Below are 13173 nucleotides of genomic sequence, written 5' to 3'. Positions count from 1 at the left end.
GTTCCCCGGCGCGGCGACTTAATCCGGCACGCTTCACCTTTCACGCGAGAAGGAACGTTGTAATGGCACTCGATTCCGCATTGGATCGCGACGAGGTCGTCGCGCTGATTCGTACCGCGCTGGATGAGGATCTGCGGTATGGGCCCGATATCACCACGGTGGCGACGGTTCCCGCTGATGCGGTGGCCAAGGCGGCGATGGTGTCGCGGCAGCCGGGGACGGTGGCCGGGCTGGATGTCGGGTTGCTGGTCCTGGACGAGGTGATCGGGGCGGGCAATTATGAAGTGAGCGAACGGGTCGCGGACGGGACCCGGGTGCAGCCGGGGGATACGGTGCTGCGGCTTGTCGCGCCTACGCGGCAGTTGCTGACCGCGGAACGCACGCTGCTGAACATCGTGTGCCATCTGTCGGGTATCGCCACCGCCACCTCCGCGTGGGTGGATGCGGTCGAGGAGACCGAGTGCAAGATTCGGGACAGCCGTAAGACGCTGCCCGGGCTGCGGGCGCTGCAGAAGTACGCGGTGCGGGTCGGCGGGGGCGTGAATCACCGCATGGGACTGGGTGATGCGGCGTTGATCAAGGACAATCACGTGGTCGCGGCCGGGTCCGTGGTGGCCGCATTGCGCGCGGTGCGTGAGCTGAACCCGGAGATCGAGTGCGAGGTCGAGGTGGACAGCCTCGAGCAGCTCGACGCGGTGCTGGCCGAGGACGTGCAGCTGGTGCTGCTGGACAACTTCCCGTTGTGGATGACGCAGGCCGCGGTGCAGCGGCGCAACAAGACCGCGCCGGGCACGAAACTCGAGTCCTCCGGCGGCCTTTCCCTCGATATGGCCGCCGACTACGCCCGCACCGGCGTCGACTATCTCGCCGTCGGCGCCCTCACCCATTCGGTGCGGGTGCTGGACCTCGGTCTCGATATGTGAGTCTCAGAGCCCGAACTCGCGCGGGTCCAGGTGCAGCACCTGGCAGGCCTCCTTGACGGCGGCGATCTCGTTGGCATCGAAATTGCCGTCCGCATTGCCGATCATGATGCCCATCTGCACCACCGCGCGGGCCTCGGTGTCCTTACCGGTGGCCTTGGCGATCTGCTGCATGACATAGGCGCGCCCGAACGCCGGATCCATGGTGATCCGATTGCAGTTGTCCTCGAACAGCGTCCGCAGTTCGTCGGTGGGGAAATGCTGCAGGATGGAATCCGAGCCGATGAGCTGCGCCACCCGCATGCGCTCACCCGGATCGATGCTGCCGTCCGCCGCCGCGACCAGTGCGCAGATGCCCATGGTGGCGTCCCGGAACGTGCCGCCGCGCAGATCGTTTCGCTTGGCCAGTAGTTGTTCTCGCCATTTCGGCGCGCTGTCCATCAATTTGCTGATGGACGTGGCATGCGAGATGAGGCGATTGAGGAAAGCCATGACACACTCCGAGAATTCTTCCCGGACCGACACCACAACCCCCGTGTCCAGGTCCGGACTGCGCGACGTTACAAGCAGACCCTAACAGCCGGTCGGCCGGTAGGGACACGAAAATTATTCGGCGACAATCGTACTCGTATCGGCCGCGGTACGGGGGCGTGACCAGCGAGTTAAGCGGTGAGTTCGCGTTCGAGCGGAGTACGGAAGCGTGGGATGGGCCGTACTTCGCCGTACCAGGCGCGCAGGCGTTCGGCTTCGGCGGCGATGGCGGCGGTCGCTTCCGCGCCGGCGTCCGCCAATAGCTTCCAGGCGATCTCGCCGTCGGCGCGCTGGGCCCAGCCGCCGACAATGTGCCCGTTCCACCAAATGGTCGGTCCGACATTGCCATTGCGATCGAACAGCGCCGGGCCGTGCTCGCCGAGATACCAGTCGCGGGACTGCCAGCCCATCGGCGTCGGATCGAGCGCGGGCAGCAGCGCGGCCCACGGTTCCGGTTCCGGGGTCGGTTCCAGATCGTCGGACAGTACGAGTCCGGTGACGCCGTCCAGGTCCACCTCGGTGACATCCAGTGCCGCCAAGGTTTTCTTGACCTCGCCCGCGGTCCAGCCGGTCCACCATTTGATATCGCTCACCGGCGCGGGCCCGAAGGTCCACAGCCAGCGCCGCACCAGTTCGGCGCGCGCCCGGTCCGCCGCGAGCGCCGGAATCCCCTGCGGCACCCACGATTCCACCGGCGCCCAGGTGTATTGACTGCTGCCCCAGGACCCGTTCGGCCGCCCGCGCACGATCCGGCCTTCCGCGCCGAGGGTCACCAGCACCCAGGTGGTGATGTTGGTCGGCTTCGAATACGGCTTCCCCGGCGCGGTATCGACCTGCGTCCGTAGTCGCGGCACATCCTTGCCCAGCTGTGCCCCGGTGGCGGCCCCGCGCGCCAGCAGCGCCGCATGCGTCTCCGCTTCGACCTCCGCCCACCACGCGGCCACGTCCCCCTCGACCGCCCCGAACTTCTCCAGATAGCCCGCGTAGGTCTTGCGCTGCTTGTGCGCCAGCCCGTCCCCGCACGCGGCCTGCAGCGCGGGCACCAGATCCAGCGGCGCGACGAACATGGTCCGCCGCATGGCCAGCATGCGCAGCAGCGTCCGATCCTCGTACAGCGCCTTCTCCACATGCCCCGGTTCGGCGATCTGGCTGCGCGCCGCCACCGACAGGAACACCGTCGCCGGATCGGTGGCATGCAACACCACCATCGACCGCACGATGTCCTCCACGTCATCGCTACGATGCGCGGCCGCCAGCCGATGCCGCACCCCCACCCGGGCCCGCCGCTCCGCCACACTCATCGAACGCACGATCGGACTGTAGCCCGGCCCACCGACATCCAGCCGCAAGACCAGCCCTCCCGGGACGACGAGGGACGGGTACGCCGGGATGACGAGGGACGCGGATGCGGGGGTGCGGCGCGGGTGACCGGAGCAAGGGTGCGGACGTGCGATGATGCGGCGATGCGAGGTCGGAGCGCGGGTGTGGTGGTCGGGGCGGTGCTGGGGGTGCTGGCCGCGACCGGGGTTGCGGTGCCGGAGGTTTCGGCCGAGGCAGGGGACGGGGTGCGGGTCGAGGTTCGGGATGTGACGCTGACGGTCGACGGGGAGACGGCGACGGGGCGGGTGTACGAGCCGTATCGGGAGCGGCCGGGGGATGTGGAGGCGCGGGATCTGATCGTGGCGGTGCACGGGCATGCGGGGAGCGCGGCCGACTTCGAGGGGTATATGAGTTCGATCGTGCGCAATACCGGTGCGCCGCTGCTCACCATGGATCAGCGGTCGGCGGCGAGCGTATGGCGGACGGGGGAGTGGAATGTGTGGGCGGGCTGGCGGGACACGGTCAGTGCCACGCAGTGGTATCGCGGTGCGCACCCGGCGATTTCGCGGACCGTGCTGTGGGGGTGGAGTCAGGGCGGGGTGACCAGCGGGCTGGCGGCGGCGTACGCGCCGGCGGGGACCTACGACTATTGGGTGGATACCTTCGGACAGTCGGGCGATTTCACCGGCTGGCTGGAAGCGCCACTGGCGGGTCCTGCCTTGCGTCCGGAGATCGAGCGCGACGCGGGCGGCTGCACGCCGTGGATCTGCCCGCAGGCGTACGCGGACCGGACGCCGACCTTGCTCGCGGACCGCATGAGCATCAAGCGCGCCTTGCTGATTCACGGCACCGCCGACGCCCTCGTCCCCTACGCCTCCGGCCTGGAGACCCGCGCGGCCATGACCCTCACCGGCAAACCGGTCTCCATGTACACCGTGGTCACCGGCCGCGATCTCGACGGCAGCGTGGTCCCCGGCGGCCACGGACTCGGCCCCGTCTTCTACGAATCCGGTTGCGTAGTCCAGCGACTGCTGCTCGACACCGAACCACTCGGCGGCGACCACGACTACCTGATCGATATCGCCGCCGGCATCGACACCGCGCCACCGTCCCCGCCGAACACCCTGTGCGGCGGCTGATCCGCGCTGTTCCGTCAGTCCGCGCTGACGGCTTCGACGATATTGAGCCGGGCCGCCCGTAGCGCCGGGGGAATGGATCCGAGCAGGCTCAAAGCCAGTGCGCCACCGGTGAATACGAGCAGCATCGGGCCGGGCTGGAACTTCACGTCCAGGCTCATCAAGTCGGTGGCCAGGAACGAATACAGGAGCTGGTTGGTCAAACCGAACAGCACCCCGAGTCCGGCCCCCACCGCGCCGATGCCCAGCGCCTCCGCCAGCACCATGCGTAGCGCGAACCGGCGGCTGGAGCCGACCGCGCGCAGGATGCCCAGTTCCCGGCGGCGTTCCAGCAGCGCCAGGGTGAGCGTGTTGAGCAGACCCATGGCCGCGATGATCGACACGATGACCAGCATGATGCGCGACAGCGCGAGCCCCTGCTCCATGGCGCTGCTGACGCCGTCCAACGCCGCGTCCCCGGTGTAGACGTGCACATCCGGCGGCGCGACCTGCCGGACCGCCGCCGCGAGGGCCTCGCGATCCGTGCCGGGTGCGGCGGTGATCTGCAAGGTGGAGGACCCGGGCCGCTCGAACCATTCCCGCATGAGACCGAGGCTGAGCGAAGCGGTTCCGGTGAGCGCCGAGAAATAGGAGACGGTGGCCAGCACCCGCACCTGCCGTGCCCCACTGGGCGTTTGCAAGGTCAAGTCATCACCGGTCGCCACCTCGAGGGTGTGCGCCAGATCCCGCGAGAGCACGATCCCCTCGCCGGCCAGCACCCGGCGCTGAGTGTCGGCGTCCAGCGCCACGAGCATGGCGTAATGACTGTCCGGCTCGACCCCGTACAGCAGCGCCTTGGTGCCCGCCAAGGTGGCGAAGGACAGTTGCCCCTCCACCACTTTCGCCACCCCCGGCACCGACGCCACCCGCTCGGCCAGATCGTCGGGCAGCAGCGCGGTCGGCACCGCGTCCTCGGGCGGCACGGTGACCCAGACATCGGTATCGGCCAGTGACGCGAAAGTCGAACGGGCCGAACGCACCGCGTCCGCATTGGACCCGGTGATGGTGATGGTCATGGCCACCGCGATGGCGACCGTCATGAGCGTGGCCCACACCCGGCGCGGCGCGCGATCGATATTCACGCCCGCGAGCACCCCCGCCGCGCCCAGCCGCCGGGTGAGCGCGCCGGTGACCCGCACGATCGGCCCGGTGCAGGCGAACGCCAGCGCGATCTCGGCGGCGAACGCGAAACCCAGTGCGACAGCGGCGAACAGGCCCAGGTGCGCCCGCGTGATCAGCACCGTCGCGACGATGAGCAGCGCCCCCACCGCCGCAGCCACGAGCCGCAGCCGCCGGGGTACGGCGTCGATGGTGGAGCCGCCGACCGGGGCCAGCGCCTCCACCGGCGACACCCGGTACACCTGCCGGGCCGCGATGGCCGTGGCCGCGAGGGTGGTGAGCACGGTCGCCGCCACCGCGGCCGGAATCGCGTAGGCGGGCAGGAAGTATTGCAGCCGCGCATCGGTCACCTGGGTGAACGCGCCGGGCAGCAGCCCGATCGCATACTGCCCGGCGAAGATACCGGCCACCGCGCCGAGCGCCCCGCCGGCCAGGCTCATGACCAGCGCTTCCATCAGCACGTCCCGCACGATGGTCTGTTTGCGCCCGCCGATGGCCCGCAGCATGGAGATCACCGGCCGCCGCCCGGCCAGCGCCATGCTCATGGTGTTGTAGATCAGGAACGCCGCCACCACGAAGGCGATGCCCGCGCCCATGGTGCCGATGAACTGGATCATCACGATGCCGTTGCCGGTCTGCGCCGCCTGCGCGCCCGGCAGGCCCACCACCGCGCGCCCCGCCACCGCCGCGATGACCGCCGATTTCAATTGCGCCGCATCGGTATCCGGCGCGGCGACGATGAGCACCGAATCCAATTGCTCGCCGCGATCGGTGATGCGCTGCGCCAGCGGCAGCGGGGCCACCAGGAAGTGGCCGCCGTTCAACCGCGCCGACTGCTCGTCGTCGAGCACCGCCGCGACCGTCACCTGATGCTGCCCGATCTGCACCGTCTCGCCTTCGGCGTAGCCCGCGCCGGGCCCGGCGAGCACGCCGTCGCGAACCCGGGTCAGCTTGCCCACCGCGTCCCCGGCGACCGCACCGCGCAGATCCGAATCCAGTGCGGCACTGGACCCGTCGACGCCGAGGATCAGCAGCTGACCCGAATGCGGCCCGACATTGGACCGCAGCATGGGCACCGCGGCCCGCACCCCCGCCACCTTGGCCACATCGTCGCGCACCGACTGCGCGAAGCCCGCGTCGGTCACTCCCGAGATCTCCAGCGCCGCATTGCCGGACAGCCCGGCCGCGAGCCGTTCGATGGACCCGGTCAGCGACCCGGAGATGCCGAGCACCGTGACCAGGAAAGCCGACGACACTGCCATTACGAATACCGACGCCGCGGTCCGCCCCCAGTGTGTCGCGAACTCGCGAACGGTGAACAACCGCAGGCGATCCAGTAGCGCGATCATGGGTTCAGGCTAGGGTGCCGGGTGAACCGGTGTCCACGATCGCGACGGCTTCGCACGAGGGCGGCGTCCCGCGCGTGTCGGGGCCGATCGGACCGGATATTCCGGTGGTGAGCAGGGTGGCTCGCGATACCGGCGGGTAACCGTCCCAGACGGTAGGCTCGCGGGTGGCGTACGCATGTGAAACAGGGTGGTAGGCAATGAAGATCATCGTGGCCGGGGCGACCGGGACGATAGGAAGACCGCTGGTGACGGCACTGCGCCTGGGCGGGCACCGGGTGTACGCGCTCACCCGCGGCGGCCGCGGCGCGGAGGTGGCACGCGCGCTGGGCGCGACCCCGCTGATCGCCAATGTCCTCGACGCCAAGAGCCTGACCCGCGCCACCGAACGGCTCACCGCCGACGCGGTCGTCCACCAGCTCACCGGATACCGCAATTCCCCGCCCACGCACTATCACAGCCCGGGCCTGCTGCGCACCAACACCCTGCGCGAGACCGGCAGCAAGAACCTGGTCGAGCTGGCCGAAAGGGTCGGCGCCACCCGTTATCTCACCCAATCGCTGGTACTCGGTTACGGAATCCGGGACCACGGCGCGGAACTCGTCACCGAACAGGCGGGTTTCGCCCGGCTGCAAGGCGATCACAACGACGAATTCCTGGCCGCCCTGCACGAGGCCGAAGCGCATGCCTGGCGGGCGCGCGGGCTCGACGGCATCGCCCTGCGCTACGGCGTGATCTACGGTCCCGGCGGCGCGTCCGATCTCATGCTGCGCGCCATGAAGCTGCGCTTGGTGCCGGTGCCCGCCCGCGGCGTGGGCCGAATGAGCTTCGTGCACATCGACGATGTCGTGAGCGCCACCGTCGCCGCGCTGGAACACGGCCGCGCGGGCCAGAGCTACAACATCGTCGACGACGAACCGGTCTCCTGGACGGTCCTTTTCGACGCGATGGCCGCCGCCGTCGGCGCCCGCCGGCCGCTGCGGGTGCCGGGCCGGGCGATGCGCATGAGCTCCCCGCTGGCCGCCGCACAGATGCTGGACCTGTCCATCGGCGTCTCGAATGCCAAGGCCAAGGCCGAACTCGGCTGGAAACCGGCCTTCCCGACCTATCGCGAAGGGGTGACGACCCTCGCCGGTGCGCTGCGCTGACCCGGGAACAGTCCCGTCTCGCCTACCGTTGGCGGTGTAAACGAGGCTCGGCAGAGAGGCAGTCATGACGACTCCGGTGGACCCGTCCTATCGATGGAACGGCGACGACTTGGACCTGGACGGCTACCTGTCCCGGATCGGTTTCACCGGGGAACGCACCCCCACCCTGGCCACCCTGCGCGAATTGGTCGGCCGCCACACCACCACCGTCCCGTTCGAGAACCTCGAGATCATCCTCGGCCGCGGCATCCCCCTGGACGTGGAGTCCTTGCAGGACAAGCTGATCCGCCGCCGGCGCGGCGGCTACTGCTACGAGAACGTGGGCCTGTTCGCCGCCGTCCTGGAACGCCTCGGTTTCGAATTCACCGGCCTGTCCGGCCGCGTCACCATGGGCGCGCCCGGTCTGCGCCCGCCCACCCACGCCCTGCTGCGGGTCACGCCCGCCGACGACGACCGGGCCTGGCTCTGCGACGTCGGCTTCGGCTCCGGCCCCCTCGAACCGGTCGAGCTGAACCCCGATCGCGGCGAAATCGCCCTGGGCGCTTGGCGTTACCGCCTGGAGCTGGGTTCCGGCGCGCTCGGCAGCGAGCTGTGGACGCTGCATCAGTTCGGCCGCGACGGCTGGATCGACCGCTATACCTTCACCATGAACCCGCAGTACCGCATCGATTACGCGGTCGGCAATCACTTCGTATCCACCTCGCCGCGTTCGCCGTTCACCATGCGGCCGTTCGTGCAGCGGTTCGGACCCGAGGTGCATCACCAGCTCGACGGCACCACCTGGACCCTCGCCCATCCGGACGGAACGGGCGAAACACGCGAATTGTCAGCGGCGGAACTGCCCAAGATCCTTTCGGAGGTGTTCGACATCGATCTCGACGACGCCGACGCGGCCGTCCTCGCCCGCGGCGCCTGGCCCGCGGCGGCGCGCCCGGACTGACCGCGCGCGCTCTCGCGCGTCGCTGCGCGCCGGTGTGCGTTCGCAAACTCGCACCGCGCCGACCAGGGAATACAGGTGATCTGTCACGCCGAGGTCACGTGAATGCGATCCAGATCTCACCGAGATCTCGCTCATATCTCACGCTGACGTCGGCGTGACGCGCTGCGCCCGCTACACTCGTGCGGGGAAACACGCGGGCAACCGCCTCGTCACAGTCGTCTCGAAGAACTTCGGAGTAGTGCCATCGAAACCGGCCAAGTGATCGCAGGGCATTACCGCCTGGTCGAACGGATTGGTAGCGGCGGCACAGGTGTCGTCTGGCGTGCCGTCGACGAACGGCTGGAACGTTCGGTGGCGGTCAAACAGATCCTCACCCAGCCGAGCCTGTCGCAAGCCGATAAGGACATCGTGCGGCAGCGCGCCGCACGGGAAGCCCGCAACGCGGCCCGCTTCCAGCATCCAAATGCCATCGTGGTGTTCGACATCACCGAGCACGAGGGAGACCCGTGCCTGGTAATGGAATACCTGCCGTCGCAGAGCCTGGCGGTGGTGCTGTCCGCGCAGGGCACACTGCCGTTGCCGCAGTGCGCGCGCATCGGTGAGGCGGTCGCGTCCGCGCTGATCGCCGCACACCGCGCGGGCATCGTGCACCGGGATGTGAAGCCCGGCAATATCCTGCTCGGCGACAACGGGGCGGTGAAGATCACCGACTTCGGCATCGCCAAGTCCAAGGGCGATGTCACGCTCACCGCCACCGGGTTGATCTCCGGCACCGCCGCCTACCTCGCCCCCGAGGTCGCGCGCGGCGCCGAACCGACCCCGGCGGCGGACGTATTCGCCCTCGGCGCAACGCTTTTCCACTCGCTGGAGGGGGAGCCGCCCTACGGCACCAACCCCAATCCGCTGGCACTGCTCTATGCCGCGGCCAACGGCCAGATCAGCGAACCGCGCAATGCCGGACCGCTCAGCGACCTGCTGCTCAGCCTGCTCAGCTTCGAACCCGAGGACCGTCCGAGCATGCTCGAGGTCCGCGACATCATGGCCGAGTTCGCCGAGGTCGGGCCCGACGCCGACGCCACCCGGGTGTTGCAGGCACGCCGCAATGGCGCGCCCGCCGCACCCCGCCGGCAGGAGCCGCCGGCCCCGCGCCCGGCGCCGCAGCGTCAGGTCACCCGGCAGATGGAACGGCGGCCCTCGGCCAATGCCGATATCCCGACCGGCGCCATGAGCCAGGCCCAGTTGCTGGAAACCCCGCCCCCGCGGCCCGCCGCGCCGGGCGGCCCGCCCACCCACAACGGCTTCGCGCCGCACGAGGAGGACGAGCCCCGCTCCAAGCGAAAGCTGGTGTGGGCGGCCCTGGTCGCGGCGGTCGTGGTCGGCGGCGGCGTGGTGTTCGGCATTCTGAGCTCCTCCGGATCGGACAGCCCGAGCAAGCAGACCGGCGGGGTGAGCGCCTCCAGTTCGGCGTCGGCCACCACCACCGGCAAGGGCGGTGCGGCGGGCCTGGGCCAGACCAAGAGCGCCTCGCAGGTGTCGGTGCTGTCGGCGGCCGATGTGATCGAGCGGTTCTACGACGGGCTGGTCTACCAGAGCTACGACGACGCGTGGAATCGCCTGACGCCCGCGGCGCAGAAGGTGTACGGCAGTCAGTCGGCGTTCCAGCAGTATTGGACGCAGAACCGGGTCACCCGGTACTCGAGCATCAGCGGTGCACGCGGCAATGACAGCAACAATGCCGACGGTTCGGTCGACATCGCGCTGGGCAGCCTCACCGCCGGCGGGCAGAACAAGTCGCTCAACCTGCGCGTCATCGACGCGGGCGGCGGCAATCTGCTCATCGACAGCGACACCCGCTAGCTTCCCGCCGTCAGCTCCCCGCCGTCATCCCGGGCAAATTGTGCCGGAATGGCGGCGGCGTGCGTTCCGGCCTATCGGCGGACTCCTTGTCGTGATTAGGCTTTCGCCATGAACGTGCGGCAGCTGCTCGAGGACGAGCGCGGGGAACTGGTCGAGCTGCTGCGGTCGCTGACCGACGCGGAATGGGAGACGCCGTCGCTGTGCGCCGGGTGGCGGGTGCGCGATGTGGTCGGGCATCTGCAGACCGATACCGTCTCGCTGCCCTCGTACGTCATGCTCGGTCTGCGCACCGGACCGTCGGTCGATCGGGTGAACGAGGCGCTGGTGCAACAGTTCCGGAAGCTGCCGCCCACCGAGCTGGTCGATCGGCTGGCGCGGTCCAACGGCTGGTTCTCACGATTCCTGCCGGCGGTCGCGCTGGCCGATATGTGCGTGCACCAGCAGGACATTCGCCGGCCGCTGGGCTATGAGCGAAAAGTCCCGGCGGAGCGCCTGATTCAGGTGCTGGGCAGCCCGGACCCGTTCGCCTTCCCGCGCCGCTACCTCAAGGGCTTGCGCTGGGAGGCCTCGGATGTGAACTGGGCCAAGGGATCCGGGCCGGTGGTGCGCGGACCCGGTGAAGCGCTCGCCCTGGCCATGGTCGGCCGGGCCGTCGCGCTCGACGATCTCGACGGCGACGGCGTGCCGGAACTGCGGGCGCGGCTCAGCGCCTGACGTTCTCGGCGGTCAGGCCCGCCAGCAGTCGCAATGCGGTGGCGCTGGGAGAGTCCGGTTCCACCGTGTGCGCGACCAGCGCCTGATCCGGATCGTCGGGCAGGCGCAGGGTTTCGAAGCCGAGATCCAGCCGGCCCACCACCGGATGCAGATACACGTATCGGCCGTGCGTCTTGTCCTTGAGTTCGTGCTGTTCCCAACGGCTTTCGAACTCCGGACTGCCCTGGCGCAATTCCTCGATGAGTGACGCGATCCCGTCGTCGCCGGGATTGCGGGCCGCGTCCAGGCGCAGATACGCGACCACATCCGCGGCCTTGGCGGGCCAATCCGCGTACAGCTCGCGCATGCCCTCGTCCAGGAACACCAGCCGGGCCAGATTGCGCTCTCCGGGCGGCAGCGCGCCGAAATCGGTGATCAGCGCGGCCGCCAGGCGATTCCAGGCCAGCACGTTCGTGCCCCGGCCCACGATGTAGGCGGGCACATCGGCGGCCGAATCCAGCAGCCGCTTCAACCCCGGCCGCACCTGCTGTTCCGCGTGCGGCTCCTCACCCGACCAGGGGCGGGCCAGCCGGTAGAAGTGTTCGCGCTCCAAGGGATTCAGGCGCAGCGCCCGCGCCACCGCGTCCAGCACCGACTCCGAGAAATGCAGCGTCCGGCCCTGCTCCAGGCGCACATAGTGATCCACGCTCACCCCGGCCAGCAGTGCCAGCTCCTCGCGGCGCAGGCCCGGCACGCGGCGGCGCGCACCGTGATCGACCAGTCCCACCTCGGCGGGAGAGAGCCGGGCGCGGCGCGAGCGCAGGAATTCGCCGAGTTCGGCACGTCGATCCAAGGTCATGGCACCCAGTATCCCGGGCTCCGGCGAGCGCATCCTGGTCATCCCGTGCCCAGGCTCGCGCGGCACTGTTTACCCCGCTTGCCGGCCGCGAAAGTAGTGGTCACAGCCGGAACGATCCGGCCCCGGAGCAGTCCTCCGGGATGCAGCATCAGGAGATATCGAATGACCAACACCCGTCCCTTCGGCGACACCGGCATGGACATCACTCCGCTCGGCTTCGGCACCTGGGTCATCTCGGGACCGAACTGGGAGTACTCGTGGGGCGCCACCGACGACGCCGATTCCATCGCCGCCATCCGGCACGCGGTCGAATCCGGGATCAACTGGCTCGACACCGCCCCCGCCTACGGGCTCGGCCACGCCGAAACCCTGGTCGGGCGGGCGCTTTCCGGCATTCCGGAAGCCGATCGGCCGTACCTGTTCACCAAGACCGGCCTGATCTGGGAGGACGGCGACGACCGGCAGGGGCCGCCGCGCCGCGTCATGCGGCCGGAGAGCGTGCGCGCCGAACTGGAGGGTTCGCTGCGCCGGCTGAACGTCGAGCAGATCGACCTGTACCAGGTGCACTGGCCGGACACCGGTGCGGTCTTCGTCTACGGCGGGGAGGGCGAGAGCATCGCCACCCCGACGCCGCTGGAGGAGTACTGGCAGGTCATGGCCGATCTGAAGAAGGAGGGCAAGGTCCGGGCGATCGGGCTGTCCAATCACAGTGTGGCCGAACTGGATCGGGCCGAGGCCGTCGCGCACGTCGATGCCATCCAGCCGCCGTTCTCGGCCATCAACCGCTCCAATGCCGATGAGATCGCCTGGGCGCACGCGCATTCCACCGGCGTGATCGCCTACTCGCCGATGCAGTCCGGGCTGCTCACCGGCGCGTTCACCGCCGATCGGGTGCTCGCGGCCGACGACTGGCGTTCCGCCAACCCGGATTTCACCACCAACCTGCCCGCCAATCTCGCGCTGGTGGACGCTATGCGGCCGATCGCGGCCCGGCACGGTGCGTCCGTGGCCGAAGTGGCGCTCGCCTGGGTCAATGCCTGGCCCGGACTGACCGGTGCGATCGTCGGCGCGCGCACGCCGGCGCAGATCGACGGCTGGATCGGGGCGCTCGCGCTGGAGCTCACGGCCGCCGACCTCGAGGAGATCGCGACCGCCATCGTCGCCACCGGTGCGGGTTACGGCCCCGCCCGGCCCTGACCCGAACCGCTTCTGCTGGAATCGATTCGGCTTTCCCTTGAACAGACCGTCACCCAACCGAGGAGCAT

General features: G+C 69.4%; 11 protein-coding genes. 7 read left to right on the top strand and 4 right to left on the bottom strand.

What is annotated here, in order from left to right:
• Positions 1-62: 62 nt before the first annotated feature.
• The gene (gene nadC, locus NY1_RS23185) at positions 63-923 is read left to right on the top strand and encodes a carboxylating nicotinate-nucleotide diphosphorylase (protein ID WP_067717136.1); all 861 of its coding nucleotides are present in this window, start codon (positions 63-65) and stop codon (positions 921-923) included.
• A 3-nt stretch (positions 924-926) separates the two neighbouring features.
• On the opposite strand, the gene NY1_RS23180 is transcribed toward nadC, so the two are convergent.
• Together NY1_RS23180 and NY1_RS23175 are read right to left on the bottom strand one after the other, a co-directional pair.
• A complete protein-coding gene (locus tag NY1_RS23180) occupies positions 927-1412 on the bottom strand; it encodes a tellurite resistance TerB family protein (protein ID WP_067717697.1) in 486 nt (161 codons plus the stop codon).
• Positions 1413-1582: 170 nt separating this feature from the next.
• Complete coding sequence (locus tag NY1_RS23175) at positions 1583-2752, bottom strand: winged helix DNA-binding domain-containing protein (protein ID WP_067717133.1); 1170 nt, start codon at positions 2750-2752, stop codon at positions 1583-1585.
• Between the two features lie 162 nt (positions 2753-2914).
• Between NY1_RS23175 and NY1_RS23170 the strand changes: the two genes are divergently transcribed.
• Entirely contained in the window at positions 2915-3910 is a 996-nt protein-coding gene (locus NY1_RS23170) for an alpha/beta hydrolase family protein (protein WP_067717131.1), read from the top strand.
• Positions 3911-3924: 14 nt separating this feature from the next.
• Here the strand turns inward: NY1_RS23170 and NY1_RS23165 are convergent, their stop codons facing one another.
• Complete coding sequence (locus tag NY1_RS23165; RefSeq protein ID WP_067717128.1) at positions 3925-6414, bottom strand: FtsX-like permease family protein; 2490 nt, start codon at positions 6412-6414, stop codon at positions 3925-3927.
• A gap of 197 nt (positions 6415-6611) precedes the next feature.
• Between NY1_RS23165 and NY1_RS23160 the strand changes: the two genes are divergently transcribed.
• The 4 genes from NY1_RS23160 (at position 6612) to NY1_RS23145 (ending at position 11070) form a co-directional block, all read left to right on the top strand.
• Positions 6612-7559 (top strand): NAD-dependent epimerase/dehydratase family protein, encoded by a 948-nt coding sequence (locus NY1_RS23160; protein WP_067717126.1) that lies wholly within the window; start codon positions 6612-6614, stop codon positions 7557-7559.
• 64 nt (positions 7560-7623) lie between these two features.
• Positions 7624-8499: an arylamine N-acetyltransferase family protein gene (locus tag NY1_RS23155; RefSeq protein ID WP_067717124.1), complete on the top strand. Its 876-nt coding sequence runs from the start codon at positions 7624-7626 to the stop codon at positions 8497-8499.
• Positions 8500-8757: 258 nt separating this feature from the next.
• Positions 8758-10356: a serine/threonine-protein kinase gene (locus NY1_RS23150; protein ID WP_067717121.1), complete on the top strand. Its 1599-nt coding sequence runs from the start codon at positions 8758-8760 to the stop codon at positions 10354-10356.
• 108 nt (positions 10357-10464) lie between these two features.
• Positions 10465-11070 carry a maleylpyruvate isomerase family mycothiol-dependent enzyme gene (locus NY1_RS23145; protein ID WP_067717118.1) on the top strand — a complete coding sequence of 202 codons (606 nt, stop codon included), beginning with the start codon at positions 10465-10467 and terminating at the stop codon, positions 11068-11070.
• On the opposite strand, the gene NY1_RS23140 is transcribed toward NY1_RS23145, so the two are convergent.
• Entirely contained in the window at positions 11060-11908 is an 849-nt protein-coding gene (locus NY1_RS23140) for a helix-turn-helix transcriptional regulator (protein ID WP_067717116.1), read from the bottom strand. The genes NY1_RS23145 and NY1_RS23140 overlap by 11 nt on opposite strands.
• A gap of 162 nt (positions 11909-12070) precedes the next feature.
• Between NY1_RS23140 and NY1_RS23135 the strand changes: the two genes are divergently transcribed.
• A complete protein-coding gene (locus NY1_RS23135; RefSeq protein WP_067717113.1) occupies positions 12071-13105 on the top strand; it encodes an aldo/keto reductase in 1035 nt (344 codons plus the stop codon).
• The last annotated feature ends 68 nt before the right edge of the window (positions 13106-13173 follow it).

Source organism: Nocardia yamanashiensis NBRC 100130 (genome assembly GCF_001613325.1).
Taxonomy (GTDB): domain Bacteria; phylum Actinomycetota; class Actinomycetes; order Mycobacteriales; family Mycobacteriaceae; genus Nocardia; species Nocardia yamanashiensis.
The sequence above is the reverse complement of the archived record's forward strand: the minus strand, read 5'-3'. Positions and strand labels throughout refer to the sequence as shown.